The 17199-nt window shown below is 69.3% G+C and carries 16 protein-coding genes, 1 tRNA gene and 1 pseudogene; 8 read left to right on the top strand and 10 right to left on the bottom strand.

What is annotated here, in order from left to right; translation table 11 throughout:
- The first annotated feature begins 31 nt into the window (after window positions 1-31).
- The 3 genes from Ssi02_RS15885 (at window position 32) to Ssi02_RS15875 (ending at window position 3676) form a co-directional block, all read left to right on the top strand.
- Window positions 32-2926 carry a UPF0182 family membrane protein gene (locus tag Ssi02_RS15885; protein WP_204026261.1) on the top strand — a complete coding sequence of 965 codons (2895 nt, stop codon included), beginning with the start codon at window positions 32-34 and terminating at the stop codon, window positions 2924-2926.
- Between the two features lie 56 nt (window positions 2927-2982).
- Window positions 2983-3059, top strand: a tRNA-Met gene (locus Ssi02_RS15880).
- A 314-nt stretch (window positions 3060-3373) separates the two neighbouring features.
- Window positions 3374-3676, top strand: a complete 303-nt coding sequence (locus Ssi02_RS15875; RefSeq protein ID WP_204026259.1) for a hypothetical protein — start codon at window positions 3374-3376, stop codon at window positions 3674-3676.
- A gap of 292 nt (window positions 3677-3968) precedes the next feature.
- Here the strand turns inward: Ssi02_RS15875 and Ssi02_RS15870 are convergent, their stop codons facing one another.
- Entirely contained in the window at window positions 3969-4196 is a 228-nt protein-coding gene (locus Ssi02_RS15870) for an MbtH family protein (RefSeq protein WP_204026257.1), read from the bottom strand.
- Here Ssi02_RS15870 and Ssi02_RS39805 point away from each other — a divergent pair.
- Both Ssi02_RS39805 and Ssi02_RS39800 read left to right on the top strand, forming a co-directional pair.
- A complete protein-coding gene (locus Ssi02_RS39805) occupies window positions 4122-4586 on the top strand; it encodes an adenylyl-sulfate kinase (protein WP_373870143.1) in 465 nt (154 codons plus the stop codon). The genes Ssi02_RS15870 and Ssi02_RS39805 overlap by 75 nt on opposite strands.
- Window positions 4544-4636, top strand: a pseudogene (locus Ssi02_RS39800) (adenylyl-sulfate kinase); the annotation flags it as partial. The gene Ssi02_RS39805 and the pseudogene Ssi02_RS39800, both read left to right, overlap by 43 nt.
- Before the next feature lie 142 nt (window positions 4637-4778).
- On the opposite strand, the gene Ssi02_RS39300 reads toward Ssi02_RS39800, so the two are convergent.
- Window positions 4779-4904, bottom strand: coding sequence for a hypothetical protein (locus tag Ssi02_RS39300; protein ID WP_275410686.1), 126 nt, complete (start codon window positions 4902-4904; stop codon window positions 4779-4781).
- Between the two features lie 74 nt (window positions 4905-4978).
- Between Ssi02_RS39300 and Ssi02_RS15855 the strand changes: the two genes are divergently transcribed.
- A complete protein-coding gene (locus Ssi02_RS15855) occupies window positions 4979-5389 on the top strand; it encodes a DUF6027 family protein (protein ID WP_204026251.1) in 411 nt (136 codons plus the stop codon).
- A gap of 19 nt (window positions 5390-5408) precedes the next feature.
- On the opposite strand, the gene Ssi02_RS15850 is transcribed toward Ssi02_RS15855, so the two are convergent.
- The 7 genes from Ssi02_RS15850 to Ssi02_RS15820 are packed head-to-tail and all read right to left on the bottom strand — an operon-like array spanning window position 5409 to window position 13392.
- On the bottom strand, window positions 5409-6299 hold the full coding sequence (locus Ssi02_RS15850) for a dimethylarginine dimethylaminohydrolase family protein (RefSeq protein WP_204026249.1): 891 nt from the start codon (window positions 6297-6299) through the stop codon (window positions 5409-5411).
- A 37-nt stretch (window positions 6300-6336) separates the two neighbouring features.
- Window positions 6337-7590: a sulfotransferase family protein gene (locus Ssi02_RS15845; protein WP_204026247.1), complete on the bottom strand. Its 1254-nt coding sequence runs from the start codon at window positions 7588-7590 to the stop codon at window positions 6337-6339.
- Window positions 7583-9514 carry a methyltransferase domain-containing protein gene (locus tag Ssi02_RS15840; protein WP_204026245.1) on the bottom strand — a complete coding sequence of 644 codons (1932 nt, stop codon included), beginning with the start codon at window positions 9512-9514 and terminating at the stop codon, window positions 7583-7585. The genes Ssi02_RS15845 and Ssi02_RS15840 overlap by 8 nt, the downstream gene beginning before the upstream one ends.
- Window positions 9511-9963 carry a rubrerythrin family protein gene (locus Ssi02_RS15835; RefSeq protein ID WP_204026243.1) on the bottom strand — a complete coding sequence of 151 codons (453 nt, stop codon included), beginning with the start codon at window positions 9961-9963 and terminating at the stop codon, window positions 9511-9513. Before Ssi02_RS15835 ends, Ssi02_RS15840 begins: the two co-directional genes overlap by 4 nt.
- Before the next feature lies 1 nt (window position 9964).
- On the bottom strand, window positions 9965-10708 hold the full coding sequence (locus tag Ssi02_RS15830; RefSeq protein WP_204026241.1) for a class I SAM-dependent methyltransferase: 744 nt from the start codon (window positions 10706-10708) through the stop codon (window positions 9965-9967).
- Window positions 10705-11724, bottom strand: a complete 1020-nt coding sequence (locus Ssi02_RS15825) for a sulfotransferase family protein (protein ID WP_204026239.1) — start codon at window positions 11722-11724, stop codon at window positions 10705-10707. Before Ssi02_RS15825 ends, Ssi02_RS15830 begins: the two co-directional genes overlap by 4 nt.
- A gap of 3 nt (window positions 11725-11727) precedes the next feature.
- Window positions 11728-13392 (bottom strand): B12-binding domain-containing radical SAM protein, encoded by a 1665-nt coding sequence (locus Ssi02_RS15820; protein ID WP_204026238.1) that lies wholly within the window; start codon window positions 13390-13392, stop codon window positions 11728-11730.
- Between the two features lie 173 nt (window positions 13393-13565).
- On the opposite strand from Ssi02_RS15820, the gene Ssi02_RS15815 reads away from it, so the two are divergent.
- On the top strand, window positions 13566-14720 hold the full coding sequence (locus Ssi02_RS15815; RefSeq protein WP_204026237.1) for a sulfatase: 1155 nt from the start codon (window positions 13566-13568) through the stop codon (window positions 14718-14720).
- Window positions 14717-16072, top strand: a complete 1356-nt coding sequence (locus Ssi02_RS15810; protein WP_204026234.1) for an MFS transporter — start codon at window positions 14717-14719, stop codon at window positions 16070-16072. Before Ssi02_RS15815 ends, Ssi02_RS15810 begins: the two co-directional genes overlap by 4 nt.
- Here the strand turns inward: Ssi02_RS15810 and Ssi02_RS15805 are convergent.
- The gene (locus Ssi02_RS15805) at window positions 15980-16969 is read right to left on the bottom strand and encodes a ParB/RepB/Spo0J family partition protein (protein WP_204026233.1); all 990 of its coding nucleotides are present in this window, start codon (window positions 16967-16969) and stop codon (window positions 15980-15982) included. The genes Ssi02_RS15810 and Ssi02_RS15805 overlap by 93 nt on opposite strands.
- Window positions 16970-17199: the final 230 nt, after the last annotated feature.

The following is a 17199-nucleotide window of genomic DNA, read 5'->3' as shown; positions in this document are numbered from 1 at the left end:
GAGCTTCCGGAGCCCCGGAGCCGGTAGGGCGATGCGCTTGCCTCGCCGGCCACGCTTGCTTCTCCCCGTTGCGATCGCGCTCGTCGCGATTGTGGCATTTTTCTTGTTGTTCTCGGGTGTCTATACGGACTACCTCTGGTTCGCCTCGGTCGACTACACCGCGGTGTTCTCGGGAGTGCTCTGGACGCAGAGCCTGCTCTTCCTGCTCGGCGCCGCCCTGATGATCGCGATCGTCGGCGGCAACATGCTGCTGGCCTATCGCACCAGGCCGATGTTCGGCCCGGCGATGTTCGGCGGCGCCAGCGGCGCCGACCGCTATCGCATGGCGCTCGATCCACATAGGAAGTTGATCTTCCTGGTCGGCATGGGCCTGCTGGCGCTCTTCGCCGGCTCGTCGACCGCGTCGCAGTGGAAGACCTGGCTGCAGTTCGTCAACGCCGAACCCTTCGGCAAGAACGACCCGCAGTTCAACATGGACATCGCCTTCTTCATGTTCACCTATCCGTTCCTGCGGATGGTGCTGAACTTCCTGTTCACCGCCATCGTCATCGCGATCGTCCTGGCCGCGATCACCCACTACCTCTACGGCGGGTTCAGGCTCCAGTCGCCCGGAGTGCACGCCTCGCGCGCGGCGCGCGTGCACCTCTCGGTGCTCCTGGGAGTGTTCGTGCTGCTGAAGGCGGTCGCCTACTGGATCGACCGCTTCGGGCTCGTCTTCTCCGAACGAGGCAGGGTCTTCGGCGCTACATATACCGACGTCAACGCGGTTCTTCCCGCCAAGACCATCCTCGCGATCATCGCGCTGATCTGCGCCCTGCTGTTCTTCGCCGGCATCGTCCGCTCCGGCGGCATGCTGCCCGGCGTCGCCTTCGGCCTCCTCGTGCTCTCCGCCGTCCTCATCGGCGGCGTCTACCCCGCCCTGGTCGAGCAGTTCCAGGTCAAGCCCAACGAGCAGAGCCGCGAGCGCCCCTACATCCAGCGCAACATCAACGCGACCCGCGACGCCTACAACGTGACCGACACCAAGGTCACCAACTACAGCGCCAAGACCGACGCGAGCACCGCCGAGCAGCAGACCGAGGCCAACACCATCCCCGGCGTCCGCCTGCTCGACCCGAGCCTCATGTCGCCCACCTTCCAGCAGTTGCAGCAGATCAGGGGCTACTACCAGTTCCCCGACCAGCTCGACATCGACCGCTACAAGGGTGAGGACGGCGTAAGCCGCGACACCATCGTCGCGACCCGCGAAATCGGTCAGCCGCCGCAGAGCCAGCAAAACTGGATCAACAACCACCTGGTCTACACGCACGGATACGGATTCGTGGCCGCGCCCGGTAACGGCACCGACGCGAACGGCCGCCCCGACTTCGTCGAGCGGGACATTCCGCCGACGGGCAGTCTCGGGCCGTTTGAACCGCGGATCTACTTCGGCGAGAAGTCTCCGGAATACTCGATCGTGGGCGCCCCGGCCGGCACGGCGCCACTCGAACTCGACTACCCCGACGATCGCGCACCCAACGGGCAGAAGAACTACACCTACCAGGGCAAGGGTGGTGTGCCGATCGGCAACTTCTTCACCCGCATGCTCTACGCGGTCAAGTACGGCGAGCCCAACCTGCTCCTGTCGAGCGACGTCAACTCGGACTCCCGCATCATGTACGTCCGCAAGCCGCTTGAGCGTGTCCAGCGCGTCGCGCCTTACCTGACCCTGGACCAGGACCCCTACCCGGCCATCGCCAACGGGCGGGTCGTCTGGATCGTGGACGGTTACACCACCTCCGACCACTACCCCTACTCCGAACGGCGCAGCCTGCGCACCCTGACCACCGACGTGATCAGCGAGCGCCTCGGCCAGCCCCTCCCGCGCGACGACGTCAACTACATGCGCAACTCCGTCAAGGCGACGGTCGACGCCTACGACGGCACCGTGACGCTCTACGCCTGGGACGAGAACGACCCCGTCCTCAAGACCTGGACCAAGGCCTTCGGCAACACCATCAAGCCGCGAGCGGAGCTCGACAAGACCGAGGTCCGCCAGCACGTGCGCTACCCCGAGGACATGTTCAAGGTGCAGCGTGAGATCCTCGCGCAATACCACGTGACCGACGCCGGCGCCTTCTACGGTGGTCAGGACTTCTGGAAGGTTCCCGCCGACCCGGCGACCGGCAAGAGCAAGCAGCCGCCGTACTACCTCACCATGAAGATGCCCGGCGAAGCGCAGCCGCGTTTCTCCCTGACCACCACGTTCGTGCCCAACAACCGGCAGAACATGGCGGCCTTCATGGCGGTAGACGCCACCGGCGACCCCAACGCCAAACTCCAGGTGCTCCAACTGCCAAGCAACACCGGCATCCAAGGCCCTGAACAGGCACAGAACACCTTCTTCTCCGATCCCCGGGTGTCGACGGAACTCAACCTGCTCCGCGGCACCGGCGGCGCCACCGAGGTCATCAACGGCAACCTCCTGACCCTGCCCTTCGCCGGCGGCCTCCTGTACGTCGAACCCGTCTACGTCCAGCCCAAGGCAGCCACCTCGGCCCGCTACCCAACCCTTCAGCGAGTCCTGGTCCTCTACGGCGACAAGGTCGGCTTCGGCCCCACCCTGAAAGACGCCCTAGCCCAGGTCTTCGGCGAAAGCACTGTCCCCGAAGTCAAACCCCCCGCCCAACCAGGCCAACCCCAACCCGAGCCGCCCAAGGCCGCCACCGGCGACCTGGCCAAGGCCATCGGGGACGCCCAAAAGGCCTACGAGGAGGCCGAGAAGGCCCTCGCCGCCAACCCCCCCAACTGGGCGGAATACGGCGAAGCCCAGAAGCGCCTCCAGTCGGCCTTGGACAAACTGAAGTCCGCCGCCCCCCAGGCCACCCCCAGCTCCACCCCGAGCCCAACCCCACCACCCTCACCAACACCAACACCTAGCCCATAGCTCACCGATTTGCCTCCACCCCTGATCGCGGATACGCTTTCAGAGCACAACAGCGACGCGGGGTGGAGCAGTTCGGTAGCTCGCTGGGCTCATAACCCAGAGGTCGCAGGTTCAAATCCTGCCCCCGCTACCAAGAGAGCCCTGGTCACCGAAATATCGGCGACCAGGGCTTTGGTCTTTCCCAAGATCATGACCGTACGGTGACCGCAGGGCCATCCCTCATCCCTCGGCACGACCGGGCATACAGGTAGTCCACTAAGTAGATCTTTTCCATGCCGTGCCATGGGTCGATTGTGTCTCCAGGGTTGCACTCCCCACCTTTTCCGGGAACGCCTGGTTCCGCGCGGGAGAACACCTCGAAGGCGTGGAAACCGCTGCCGAAGGACCATGGCAGGCTGTCGGAGCTGGAGTACTCGTATACGTATCCGCGGCCGTTCACCCCCGAACGTGCTGGCCGTCATTGACTTCCAGGGTGGGCCGGGCACCGGCGAGCTGATGGAGGGGGTGGCCAGCTTGAAGGGGATGAACCGGCTCGGCGGCCGTAAGGTGCCCGTCGGCGCACCGACCTCCTTCGTCCCGGCCCGATATGCCGACTACCTGGATCGTGCGCGTGTGAGCCAGGGCGGCAGGTCGGGGCCGGTCAGGTCACCGGCGAACAGCCGGCGGCGGATCGGGCGCGCCGACGCCGAACCACATCTTCGTGTGCACCGGCGGCACATGGCTCGCCGTACCGGCGCTGAACGCGGATGAGATCGGTCAGGCCGTCGCGGCTAAGGTCGGCGAGGAGAATCAGCCGGCGACTGTCGGACCCCCGCCTGATGCACCCGCGGGCCTTCAAGCTGTCAGCAGGCTTTCTATACAAGCGGGTGGTCCGCCCGCATGAGCCGCTTCCGCCCGAGTACGTCACGGTGCCGTTGACCGGCACGGGCGACGCGCGTAGGACAAGGCCGGTTGTCGCTCACCGTCGAGGCGTCTTTCGACGGCGGGCGGACGTGGAGTGCGATGCAGGTGACGAAGCGGTCCACCACCGCCATCCGGTAGTTCACCCGGTCGAGTCGTCCATGGCGTGGCGCAGGGAGGCCGGACGCAGGTCGGTCCAGTTCTCCTCGACGTGGGCCAGGCACGCCGCCCGGCCGTCCGGGCCGTGCACCACTTGCCACCCGGCGGGCACCGGAGCGAACTCCGGCCACAGCGAGTGCTGGTCCTCGTCGTTGCGCAGCACCCAGAACACACCGTTCTCGTCGTCGAACGGGTTGGTCGTCTCAGCCATTCCGCCTCCCAGTCGCCGCACCTTACAACGCGCCGCCGGGTGGTCAACACTCATGCCCTCCAGCACGTTGATCGCCCACGAAAGGGGGTGGCCATCCGCGTGGCGAGAGGGCCGGCCTGTCCGGGCAGCCGCGGCGCCGGCATCGCGGCTGCCCGGGCCGGCGCAGGTGCTGGACGGGGAAGCGACGCGACCTGTTCCCCGGAGCCGGGTTCCGGCGCACGCGACCGGAGCGAGAACGTCCGGCGGGACGGGGCGTCGGCGATGGTGCCGGCCCGGCACGGCGTCATCGTGCTGGTACCGGTGATCGCGCCATACCGGGCCGCCCACGACGAGGTGAACGGGGAAGCGTGGGTGAACCGCCGCTGGAGGTGTGCGTGCGGCGCGACGTGAAGGGACTGCACGCCAAGGCGAACGCCGGTCAGATCACCGGGATGACCGGAATGACCGAGACGACTGGGCACGAGCCACCCGAGGGGCACCCCGGCTGCGGCTGCGTACCGACCGCCACGGCCTCGGCGAGTGCTCGGCCTCTTCAGCGGGGACGCCCCGGCCCTCCCGTGTGGGAGGGCCGGGGCGGTTCGGTCAGATGCGGTAGCCGAGGCTGCGCAGCTGCTGACGGATCGCCTCGTCGTCGGCCGTGGCGGTGCCGCTGGTCACGGCGCCCGAGTCGGTCGGAACGAGCGCGACTTGCTCCAGGTTCGCGTTCACTGGTTCTCCTTTCCTGACTTCGGTGTTCATCCTTGCCCGGTCGGACAAGCTCGGTGCCCCCTTAGGGTGGCGATATGGACGGCGACATGGATGACCTCACCTACGACGCGACCGGTACGCCGACGGTTCGGCTGCGCCAGTGGGAACGGTGCTGGCCACCGGACGACCCGCATGCCAACTTCAAGGCCGAGGTGGTCGACTACGGGCTCCTCGATCCGCTGGAGACCGTGCGCGGCATGTCCCGGAACCTGGACATCCCGGTCGGCGCGATCGCCCGGTACGTGCTGGCGAAGTGGGCCACCGGCGGCAGCGGCGGCCTGCTCGAACTCGGGCCGGTGATGGTGCCGCGCCTGTGGCAGCCGATCGCGGCCGCGGAGGAGGCCGGTTCCGACGAGCAGCGGCTCGCGGCCTACCACCAGCTCCGGCAGATGATCTCTTGGCTGAAGGTGCCGCTGGACGACCCCACGGTGTACCCGCCCCAGTGATCGGCCGAGTGACCGGCTCTCAGTGCTCACGGCGCACCACCCCGGTCACGCAGCCGATCCCGCCGGCCGCCCGCAGGTACTCGCCGATGTCGATCTCGTCGACGGTCACACCCGCCCGCTCCAGCGTCCGCCGGATTCCCGGGCAGCCCGCGGGCATCAGCACCCGCCCCGGCGCGAGCACCAGCAGGTTCATCCCACGCCGCACCAGCAATTCCTCGTCCGGCGGCAGCGCGATCACCCGATAGCCGTACTCCGCGAGCAGCGCCGCCAACTCCGGTGGGCTCGCCGCCCGGTGGATGACGGCGGTGGACGAGTCGAGGAACACCACCGTCCCCAGCAGGTGTTGTACGCCCGGTGCCAGCGGCACCGTCACCACCCGCGCCCCCAGTTCCGCGACCGCCGAGGCGACCTCGGCCGCGCCGGCCGCGTTCGTGCGGAACCCGGTACCGACGATCACCGTCGACGGGTCGATCCACAGCGCGTCGGCGCCCTCAAACAGGGCGGTGCCGGACACCGTGCGCAGGATGGGGAACCCGGCCTCGGCCAGCGCGAGCGCGGCATGCCGTTCCTCGCCGGCCCGCTGCGCCGACGCCATCCGCGCCAGCACCGCCCCGGCCGGGGTCATCCAGAACAGGTCTCGCGCGAACACCACGTTGGGCGTCGCCGCGGGAGACGTCAGGTGTACCTCGACCCCGTTGTCCCGCAGGCGGTCCGCCAGCGCGTCGCACTGCGCCCGCATCGTCGGGAGATCCACCCGCCCGAGCATGAGCGAGTCCCCCGGCCGTCGCACCGCGGCGATGCTGTCCGGCGGGCGGACCAGCAGCACCGACCGCAGCGCGGCCGTCTCCGACCGGTACCCGCACGGCGCCCACACATCCCCGGCCGCGACTTCGTCCACATGCGTCGCCACCCGGGGGACCCACCCCGGGCCGCCGTGGGTGCTCAGCTCAGATCCAGTCGTCTTCACGGGCATAGCCAAGCCTCTCCGCCATCGCGAGTACGTCGGTGCTCAGCGCAGACCGGATTTCCTCCTCCCGCGCCCGCCACCGGCCGGGGCGTGGTGCGGCGGTAGCCATGGTGGCGGCGATGCCGTCGGTCGCGGCCCGCTTCAGCGGCCCGTCAAACGGGATCCCCAGCCAGTCCGCGATCCGCTCGACGACGTCCGCGCGGGCGTGCGGACCGCTGATCAGGTCCTCGAATCGCACCGTGTGATCCGTCCCGTGCGCGAGCGCCGCACGGTGACTCGACAACCACTGGTGGGCGCAGACCCGGGGCAGGGCGGCGGCGGTGTACGCGGGCCAGCAGGGTGGCAGGTCGAACTTCCACCAGTGCCGGTCGGCCGGCCGCACGTCGGCGTATCCGGCGATGCGCAGCGGTTCGTCCAGCTGGTACGCGTGGAACCCGTGGTGCAGCCACCCGTCGACCAGACCGTTGATCGACGCGGCCGGGTTCCTGGTCAGGTGCAGCACCCGCAGGCGCGCGTTGGGGAACGCCGCCCGCAGGAAGCCGAGCCGGTAGGCGTTGCCCGGCGTCTTGATCACCAGTGGCTTCGTGGCGAGATCGTGTTCGTCCGCGGGCCGCCACGGGCGGGGGAGGGCGAAGGGCGGCTCTTCGAGCAGCACGTCACCGGGCGGCCCGGCCGGTCGTGGTCCCGGTGACCGCCCGGGAAGGTCGTAGTACCACGGGTTCACGCCGGCCATACCGATCAGCGCCCGCGCGAACCGGGGGAGATCACGGTCCAGTACCGCCTCGGCGGTCCGCACCAGGTCGACGGGATCGAGGCCCAGCCCCGGCCACTGCACGACCAGCCGCCACGCCGCGTCCACCGCCAGGTTCTCCACGCCGGTGCCGGGAGAGCCCGCGTCCAGTGCCAGTTCCGCCTCGAACAACGCCCGGGACCGTGGCTGAAGCCCGTGCCAGTGCGCCGCGTCCAGCACGTCGGATCCGGTGCCGCTGTGCGGGTGGTCGAGGCCGACCAGCCGCAGCAGCGGATTCAGCTCACCGCGCAGGTGCAGCAGGTGCGGCGAGGACCGCAGCAGCTCGGCGAGCATGCTCGACCCGCCCCGCGAACTCGACGCGACGACGACGAGATCGCGCACCTTCGCGCGGAAGTGCGGCACCGGCGTGCCCCGCAGCGGCCGCAGCACCGCAAGGCAGCGCACGACCTCGGCGACCGGGCGATCCACGGTGCGGCTAGGCATGGTCGGGTTTCCGCACCGAGTACACGCACCACCGCCACCGGTCGCGCACCGAGCCGTCCGGCAGCACCTCGAACGGGTGTACGGCACGCACCTCGCGTGGCGCGTCGTAGTAGAGGCGGTAGATCTCCTGCCGGTTCGCCGGTGTCGTCTCGTGGGTGTCGATCCACCGGTCGATCGACTCCCACAGGAAGTACTCCTCCATCCGCACGTCGGTGAACCCGCCGCCGGTGAGCAACGCCCGGAAGTCCTCCTCGCGGAACATCTGGTACAGCAGTGGCTGCTTCTTTTTGAACACGCGGAACATCCAGAACGCGTCCACGTCCGCATACGGCACGATCTGCCCGACGATGAACTGCCCGCCCGGCCGCAGCACACGGAAGATCTCCGACACCGGCCGCTCCGGCTGGGGCAGCAGATGCAGCACCTCCCGGGTGACCACGAGGTCGAAACTGGCGTCGGGGAACGGCAGGTCGTAGACGGTGCCCTGGTGCACGACGTCCAGCCGGGTGGCGGCGAGCGCGGCCATCTCCGGGGTGAGGTCCAGCCCGACCATCTCGCCGACCCTGCCGCGGAACGCGCCGCCGACGACACCGCTACCGCAGCACACGTCCAGCATCCGCGCGTCCGGCGGCACCGCGCACAGCTCCGCGTGCTTGCCGAGCAGGTCCTCGTCGGTGAGCCAGGCGCACGAGTCGTGCCAGTCCTTCGAGCGGATCCCGAACTGTCGCTGGTAGACCGCGTAGTCGACCTCGACGGCCCGGGTCCGGGAGCGGGCCGTCCGCCCGGCCAGCCGCGCGGCGAGCCGGGCCCGGCTCGCGTCGATGGCCCGTTCGGCGATGCGGCGGGCCAGCTCCGGGTCGGCCGCCAGCGCCCGCCGCGCATGCTCGGTGACGACGTCGAACACGCGGGCGCCCGCGTCGTCGTTGCGCAGGGTGCGTTTGGTCTGGCCGTCGAACCGCGCGTCCGGGATCCGGATCGCGATCACCGCGGTCAGCCCCTCCAGGATGTCGACCACGGTCATCTTGTCCGCGGACGGGCCGAGGTGGTCGGCCACCACCCCGGCCAGCGCGGCGCGCAGGGCGTCCACATGCGACCCGCCCAGGTCGGTGCGGATGGTGTTGACGTAGCTGAAGATCTGCTCCGCGTACCCTTCGGTCCACTGGACGGCGGCGTCGATCACGCACCCGTCCCCGGCCCAGGTGATGGTGGTCGGCTCGGCGTGCACCTTCTCTGCGTCGCGGGCGCGGTATGCGAGCAGGCCCCGCACCCCGGTCGTCTCGCACAGCGACTCGTGCCGCCCGGTGCGATGGTCGGTGAGCTCGACCCGCAGGCCCGGGTGCAGGTACGCGATGTCGAGCAGCCTGGCGTGCACCAGGTCCGCGTCGAGCACGCATGAGGAGAAGATCTCCGGGTCCGGGCGGAACCACACCCGGGTGCCGCGGCGGCCGCTGTCGCCGACCCGCTTGAGCGGGGTCTCGATCGAGCCTCGGGCGAACGACTCGCTGTGGTGAGCGCCGTCGCGCCACACGTCCAGCCGCAACCACTCCGACAACGCGTTCACGCAGGCCAGGCCGACGCCGTGCAGCCCGGCCGAGGTCGCGTACGAGGAGTGGTCGAACTTGCCTCCCGAGTGCAGCGTGGTGAGCACGAGCTCACACGCCGGGATCCCGGCCTCCGGGTGCGGGTCGGTGGGGATGCCCCGGCCGTCGTCGGTGACCGAGCAGGAGCCGTCGCCGTGCAGCTCCACGGAGATCGCGCCGCAGTGCCCGGCGGCGGCCTCGTCCACGGCGTTGTCGACCAGTTCGAGCACCAGGTGGTGGGCGCCGTCCGAGCCGGTCGACCCGACGTACATCGACGGGTTGCGGCGCACCGCCTCCAGCCCGGAGTAGACGATGATCGCCTCGGCGGTGTAGTCGGTGGTCATGGCGCTCCGTTCCCGGTGAACCGCGGCTCGGTCAGCCCGGTGAGGGCCTGCTCCAGCCGGTCCACGTGCGTCTTCTTCAACGCGCACAGTGTCTCCAGCCAGCTCGCCAGATCGGCCACGCCGTCCATGTGGGCCCGCGCCGCCAGGCCGGGGTAGCGTTCGGTGGCCTCCCCGAGGTCGCCGCTGATCGCCGCGCCGAGGTTGCGGCGGGTGTCGCCGAGCGCGCGGCCGGCGCCCGGATCGTCGCCGTCCAGCAGGTCGCGCAGCACATCCAGGTGCCCGTGGGCGGCGCAGGCCACACTCTCGGCGAGCTCGCCGAACACCCGGGCCGCCTCGGTGTGACCCTCGATCTCGGCGACCTGTGCGAAGTAGGTGTACCGCGCCGCGGTGGCCGCCTCGGCGAGGAACGCGGCCCGCACGCCGTCGGCAAGGGACTGGTCCGGTTCCACGTCAGACCCTCGTTCCCGAGGCGACGACGAACAGCATGTGGTCGGTGATCCGCCCGTCCGCCTCGGCCACCGAGTGCCGTGCGCGGAACGCGGGTGACGCCCTCCCGTAGCGGTCCCGGATGGCCTCCCGCGCGTCTTCGCCGATCGCGCCGTTGTCCGACCACACGTCCACGTCCTCCACCGACACGTACCGCTGGGACCGCACCGGGTCGCACCCCGCGCCGGCGAGCAGGGCCTCGACATCGCCGGGCAGGAAGAAGTTCCGCCGGGCCGGGTTGCGCAGCCGCAGGATCTCGAAGTACTCATCGCGGTCGTCGTCCCCGTAGGCGCACAGGTGGGCCAGCACGACCCGGCCACCCGGCCGGGTCACCCGCACCATCTCCCGCACCGCGTCCGGCAGCGTCATGAACTGGATCCCCTGACGGCACACCACGATGTCGAACGTGCCGTCACCGAACGGCAGCTCCTCCGCCGGGGCGATCACCAGTTCGTCGAGCATGTCGCGCGCCTGCTCGGCCATCTCCGGCGTGATGTCCACGCCGACCAGCCGCCGCACCCGCCCGGCGAACAGCCTTGACACCAGTCCGGTGCCGCAGGCCACGTCCAGGACCGCGTCGCCCGGCTGGGGCGCGGCCGTGGACAGCATCAGCTCGCCGAGTGCGTCGTCGGTGCACCACGAACTGGACCGGTCGTAGGTGCTCGCGCGGTCGGCGAAGTGCGTGCGGACGCTTCCCGTTTCGTTCATCTGCTCTCTCCTGCCAGAACCAGGGCGCGGGCCGGCGTCGCACGGCGGCGCATCCAGCGGACGGTGGCATCGCGCCGCCAGCGCCGGAAGTGGTTGCGGTCGGTGCACAGCGATCGCGCCTCCACCGCCAGCCGCACCGCGAACCCGCGCAGCGCGACGCCGAGCGGATCGGGGGCCGGTTCGTCCAGCGAGGCCCCGTCGAACGGGTAGCGAAGCGTCTCCATCGCCCGCGCGGTCACGCTCTCCACCTGCCGCCGTTCCCGATCGGACAGCCCCCGCCGGTAGGCGCCGATCCGGGCCGTGGTGATCGGGTCGCCCGCCGTTCGCCAGGACGCCGACAGCGACGCGGTCACCCGGGCGTTGCCGCTGAGGTGGTGCGCCAGCATCGCGGGCTCGACCGCCTCACCGATGAAGTCGCAGATCGCCCGGATCTCCCGGTCGGGCGCTGACACCAGGTCCTCGTACCGCACCAGGTGCACCACTCCCGGCCCCCACCGCGCAAGGGCCGCGCGGGCGAGTTCCTGTTCGGCCGTCCACCGCAGCGCCATTCGGTACGGGTGGCAGTAGCCGAACACGGCCCGCTTCGCCGACGCGGCCACATCGCGGGGATCGCGCACCAGCCACAGGAACCGCGCGTCCGGGAGTTCGGCGAGCACCTCGTCGACGTGCTCGACCATGAACGTGCTCTTGCACCCCCACCGGGCCGCGCCCTCCGCGACGCGGTACTGGTCGTAGATCGCCGACACGACCCCGAACAGCGACGGGCCGGCCGCCTCGGTCACCGCGGCCCGGTCGATCACGTGCCGCCACGGGTGGATGTGGTTGCGCAGCAACCACATCGCGTCGCCCACCATCGCGTCGACATCACCGTTGTACGGGATGCCGGACAGGTATCGCATGAAGTGCGGCGGGTGCGGGACCGCGATCCGCGAGTGCGCGTCAAGCACCAGCCGCAGCAGGTTCGACCCGGAGCGCTCGGTCCCGATGATCAGGATCGGGCCGTCCTGAGTGGACACCGGTCAGCTCCCGACCACGAGCTTCTTCGCGCCGCAGTCCATCAGAGTGCTCCCGACCGCGGCCACCTCCGCGTCGGCCACCTTATCCAAGGTGTACCGTTCGGAACCGGGAACCAGTGGCGCGGCGGCGGAACTCCACTCCGCGCGCCAGCCGGTCCCGGCGTACGACGTCGACCGCTCGGTGCCGTCGGCCGACTGCGGGTGGAAGTACTGGAAGTGCTCCGGCCAGTGCCGGAAGTCCATCACCGGGCCGGGCTGATAGGCGTCGTACACACGCTTGTACGCGTCCCGGCAGACTCGCTCGGGCAGCCCGCTCACGTTCAGGAACTCGTCCTCGTGCAGCGCCTGTTCGATCGACAGCCAGTTCAGGTGGTCGATCTCGCTGCGAATCACCTTGTTCCGCACCGCGTCCTGGTACACCGTCGTACCGGGCATGGCCGACAGGTACTTCACCCGGGTCACATGGTTGTACTGCTCGGCGAACTGCACCATGTGCGACAGGGACTCCTCGGTCTCGTTCGGCAGACCGACGATGAGCAGCGAGCCGAACCGCACGCCGCCTTCGAACGTGGTGCGCATCGCGCGGACGGTCAGGTTCTCGCTGCTGCCCTTGCGGGCCTCGCGCAACACCTCGGAGCCCAGCGACTCGACGCCGTACAGGATGATGTCCGCACCCGCCTCCCGCATCGCGTCGATGCGCGGTACGTCCATGTCGGCGCACCGGGTCAGACAGGTCCACCGCAGATCGTGCTGGGAGATCACGTCGCACATCTCGATGGTCTGGCCGCGGTGCGAGCTGAACGTGAGGTCGACGAAGAAGCAGAACTCCACGCCGTACTGGGTTTTCAGCCAGTCGAGGTCGCGGTCCATCTTCTCCGGCGACTTCGCCCGCACCTGCGGGGTGGTGCGGTAGCAGAACGAGCAGTCCATCTTGCAGCCGCGGCTGTAGGACGAGATCACCTGCGGCTGCAGGCCGAGCGGCGACCGCGACTGAGGCCACAGGTCGAGCCGCATCCTGGGCAGCGCGTCGAGATCCATCATCTGGCCGCGCGGCGGCGTGCGGCGCGCTTTTCCGTTCTCGTCCCGGTAGCAGATGCCCTTGACGTTCGGGAGATCCTGCTGCCATGAGCCGCGGGCGTAACTCTCCATCAGCTCCAGGATGGTGATCTCGCCCTCGCTGATCACTGCGATGTCGCAGTCGGTCTCCGACATGAACACCGACGGAACGGAAGTGACCAGCGAGCCGCCGCAGATGATCGGTATGTCCGGGTGCGACTCGCGGACCATCGCCATCAGCGCGCGGCAGAACGGGAAGTTGTCCTCGAACGTGCACACACCGAGCACGTCGGTGCCTTCGATGATCTGATCGTACGCCGCCTGCAGCGGGTTCGGGGTGTAGCGGACATCGACGATGCGCACCGGGTACCCGGCGTTGTGCAGCACGGTCGAGATGTACGTCGCACCCTCGTAGGGCGAGGTGAGGAAGAACTCCCAACCGCGCGGCATGGTGAACGGCGAAGGCCCGACGACGAGGGTGAACCTCGGCAGCGCGGGATCGGTCGGCACCGGTTCGGCGTCCTGGTTGCGCATCTGCTCGATATAGCGCTGGTCGACGGTGCCGTTCGCGTCGGCATAAAGCTCCAGGGCCAGGGATAACTTGCGCGCCATGTGAATTCTCCCTCGCGTCATGATCGTGGACGCTCCGCCAGGCAACAGTATTCGCGGGATGTGCTGTTCGGCACTGGTGTTCATGCCGCACTGTCCGTCGTTGTCGTACGAGGGGAGCCCGTTGCTAGCCTTCGGTGCCGCTGGCGTCGACAGAGGAATGCAGAGGGATCCCGGTGACCACACAACCGAACATCCTGTTCATCTCCCTGGACACCGTGCGCGCCGACGTGGCCTACTCGGGGAAGTACCCCGGCGTGGAGCGGCTGCGCGCGAGCGGGGTCAGCTTCACGCAGGCGATCTCGTCGTGCCCCCTGACTCCGGTCAGCCACGCCACTGTGTTCACCGGGCTCCAGCCGCCCCGCCACGGGGTCAGGCACCTGTTCCGCGAAGCGCTGGACAAGCGGGTGCCGACGCTGGCGGAGTGCCTGTCGGCGGCCGGGTACACGACTGGCGCGGTGGTGTCCTGCCCCGGCCTGAACCAGTGGTACGGGATCGACCGCGGGTTCGACTTCTACGACGACGAGATCCCGCTGCTGCCGGACGGCCGGGACCCGCTGTCGGTCGGCGACGTGAAGCTGCGCGGGCTGGCGCTCAAGCGCGCGCCGCTGGTGGTCGAACGCGCCACCCGCTGGCTTCAGTCGCTGGACGGCGCCGGCCCGTTCTTCCTGTTCGCGCACTTCTTCGACGCGCACTGGCCGTACGAGCCGCCGGAGGATGTCGGCGTCGAGGTGGCGAACCCGTACGAAGGCGAGATCGCCTACACCGACCACTACGTCCAGCTCCTGCTGCGCCGCATCGCCGAGATGGGCCACGACATCGAATCGATGCTGGTGGTGTGTTTCTCCGATCACGGCGAGGACCTGGCCGGGTGGTATCCCAACGACCACGCCGGCGACCTCGGCCACCCGTACGAGGAGGGCCATGGCTGCCTGCTGTTCGATGCGACCCAGCACGTGCCGCTGGTCATCAGCGGCCCCGGGGTGCCGGTGGGGATGAGGGTGGACAGCCAGGTGCGGCTGGTCGACATCATGCCGACGGTGCTCGACCTTCTCGGGCTGGACCCGCGGTCGTCGGACGGTGCCTCGCTGACCGAGTTCTTCGCGGACGGCACCGGGGCGTCCCGCGAGGCGTACTCGGAGACCTACTTCCCGCAGGAGCGGGCCGCCGCCTCGGACGACTACCCGGACCTGAAGGCGCTGCACGCGGTGCGGGCGGACGGGCGGAAGGTGATCTGGGAGGCGGACGGGCGGCAGGTGTGGGCCTACGATCTCGCCGCCGATCCCAACGAGCTCGGCGGGCGGGTGCTCGTGTCCGGTGAGGACGCATGACACCTGGGGTGACCTCGAAGCCCCGTTCGGTCCGCCGGGTGCTGATCGCGAGCACGGTCGGCACCGCCATCGAGTGGTACGACTTCTACCTGTACGCGACGGCGTCCGCGCTGGTGTTCGGCCCGCTGTTCTTCCCGGGATCGTCGGCTGCCGGCGGTGTGCTCGCGTCGTTCGCCACCTACGCGGCCGGGTTCGTCGCCCGCCCGCTGGGCGGCCTGCTGTTCGGCCACTTCGGCGACCGGGTGGGCCGCAAGTCGATGATGGTGTGGACGTTGCTCATCATGGGTTTCGCCACGTTCGGCATCGGCCTGCTGCCCACCTATGACACGGCCGGTGTCCTCGCGCCGGTCCTGTTGGTGACGTTGCGCGTCGCGCAGGGCATCGGCATCGGCGGCGAATGGGGAAGCGCGGTACTGCTCAGCACCGAACACGGCCCGCCCGAACGTCGGGGCTTTTTCAGCAGCTGGCCCGCGATGGGCTTCGCGGCGGCGTTGTTCGGCAGCAACCTGACCTTCGTGCTGATCTCCAAGCTGCCCGAGGAGGACTTCCTGACCTGGGGGTGGCGGCTGCCGTTCCTGGCATCGAGCGTCCTGGTCGGCATCGGGGTCTGGGTCCGGCTCGGGGTCGAGGAGACCCCGGAGTTCGTGCGTGGCCGGGCGGAGAACCGCGCCGCCCGGGTGCCGGTGATCACGGTGCTGCGGCGGTGGCCGCGCCGCGTGGTGATCGGCATTCTCGCTTCGCTCGGCACCGGGTCGGTGATCGCGATGTTCACCGTGTTCCTGGTGGCGCACGCGGCGAAGGCCGGGCCGGAGGTGCGGTCGACCGTGCTGACCGGGCTGATGATCGCGGCCCTGGCAGAGTGCGTGACACTGCCGGTGTTCGGCGCGCTGTCCGACCGGTTCGGCCGCGGGCGGGTCATGATCTTCGGCTACGTGGTCGCGGTGGTGGCGATGATCCCGGCGGGCGCCTGGCTGTCCTCGGGTGATCCGACGCTGGTCGCCCTGGTGTTCGTCCCCGCGCTGACCATCGCGCACGGCGCGATCTACGGTGGGCTGGCGGCGTTCCTGGTGGACCTGTTCCCGACCATGGTGCGGTTCTCCGCGATCGCCGTGACTTACCAGGTGGGCGTCACGATCTCCAGCTTCGTTCCGCTGGTCGCGGTCGCGATCACCGGCGGCTCGTCGGCGCTGCTTCCGGTGGTCGCGCTGTTCGCGGTGGTCGAGGTGGCGGCGGCGGTCGCCGTGGCGTGCGCGCCGGACTCACGCGCTGACGTGGATCTGGCCGCGGACCCGGCAGGCGAGCGCCGACCAGTCAGCCGCGCAGTCCATGGCGAGGTCGGCAACGACCGGTGACCAGCGCTGAGGGACGGCGGCGGCGAGGCGGTCCCACTGCGCGGCGTCGAGGGTGTTGGCGTCGAGCAGCCGCAGGAGCGCGCGGCCGATCTCGGAGAACCGCAACGACGGATCGGTGCGCAGCGAGAGCAGGAATCGGTCTCGTTGGGCGCGAGGCGTGCCGTTGGTGCCGTTGTCACCGCCGGTGTTGTTGACCGGTGCGTTTTTTTCCGCGGGATATCCCGCTGAAATGCGATGACGCCGAGGAATAGGATCCTCGCCGCGGCGCATTCTTTCCCGAACATCCCGTGCGGTGCCGACTGATATTCCGGCGATTCGAGCGATCTCCCGCAATGACAGATCTGGATTGTTGGAAATCGCCCGGCTCGCAATCGTGCGTCCGTGGGAGGCGTCTAGTGGCCGCACTTTCCCGTCGCGGCCGAGGCGGGAGTTCAACTGAGTCGTTTCCCCGGTTGAACACTGCCGGATCGCGGCCACCGTCTTGGTGGACAACCCGGCCGTCGACGCGATCAGGCGGTCCGATAAGTGCGGATGCGACGAGAGGATCCGGGCGGCGGCGGCGGTGCGGTCAGCCAGCGTCAGCGGCAACCCCTGGGTCACGTTGGCGCTCACGGCCAGCATGAACGCGTCCTCCTCGGTGCCGTCGACGAACCGCACACCGATGGTGGCGTCCCCGCGCAGCTTGGCCGCGCGCAGGCGGTGCACGCCATCGATCACCTGCATGGTCGGCCGGTGCACGAGGATCGGCGGGAGGTCGTCCAGGCACTGCGCGAGCGCGCTGACGTGGTCGGGGCTGGAGCCGGCGACCCGCACAAGACGCGTTTCGGTTACCTGGTCGACCGGCACGAACGTCGGTGGCGTGTCCCTCAGTCGCGTACCTGTTGATGTCCCGCTCATCCGAGCTCCTCCAGATGGCCCAACCCATTTCCGAGCACGACTTGGTCACGCTCGGCAGCGCGTAACTGATCAGCTCTCGGGAAGCGGCTACAAGATACTGGCCAGGTTGTCGCACCGAAAAGACCCAGCGGGACTAAATTTCCGGCGCATCGGGTGAGCCCCGAGATAAGCACTTCTTCGACCTCGTTGACATTGATCCGCGTCATGAGACAGAGTTCCCCTCGTTCCCT

Origin of the sequence: Sinosporangium siamense, from assembly GCF_016863435.1 — a bacterium.
Classification (GTDB): domain Bacteria; phylum Actinomycetota; class Actinomycetes; order Streptosporangiales; family Streptosporangiaceae; genus Sinosporangium; species Sinosporangium siamense.
This window is presented reverse-complemented; position numbering and strand designations above follow the sequence as displayed.

What these genes read in the sequence shown, in the direction of transcription:
- Ssi02_RS15805 (WP_204026233.1), bottom strand. Translation starts at nt 16,969, where the DNA reads ATGAGCGGGACATCAACAGGTACGCGACTGAGGGACACGCCACCGACG.
- Ssi02_RS15840 (WP_204026245.1), bottom strand. Translation starts at nt 9,514, where the DNA reads ATGACCACCGACTACACCGCCGAGGCGATCATCGTCTACTCCGGGCTG.
- Ssi02_RS15855 (WP_204026251.1), top strand. Translation starts at nt 4,979, where the DNA reads ATGGACGGCGACATGGATGACCTCACCTACGACGCGACCGGTACGCCG.
- Ssi02_RS15870 (WP_204026257.1), bottom strand. Translation starts at nt 4,196, where the DNA reads ATGGCTGAGACGACCAACCCGTTCGACGACGAGAACGGTGTGTTCTGG.
- Ssi02_RS15820 (WP_204026238.1), bottom strand. Translation starts at nt 13,392, where the DNA reads ATGGCGCGCAAGTTATCCCTGGCCCTGGAGCTTTATGCCGACGCGAAC.
- Ssi02_RS15885 (WP_204026261.1), top strand. Translation starts at nt 32, where the DNA reads ATGCGCTTGCCTCGCCGGCCACGCTTGCTTCTCCCCGTTGCGATCGCG.
- Ssi02_RS15810 (WP_204026234.1), top strand. Translation starts at nt 14,717, where the DNA reads ATGACACCTGGGGTGACCTCGAAGCCCCGTTCGGTCCGCCGGGTGCTG.
- Ssi02_RS15830 (WP_204026241.1), bottom strand. Translation starts at nt 10,708, where the DNA reads ATGAACGAAACGGGAAGCGTCCGCACGCACTTCGCCGACCGCGCGAGC.
- Ssi02_RS15845 (WP_204026247.1), bottom strand. Translation starts at nt 7,590, where the DNA reads ATGCCTAGCCGCACCGTGGATCGCCCGGTCGCCGAGGTCGTGCGCTGC.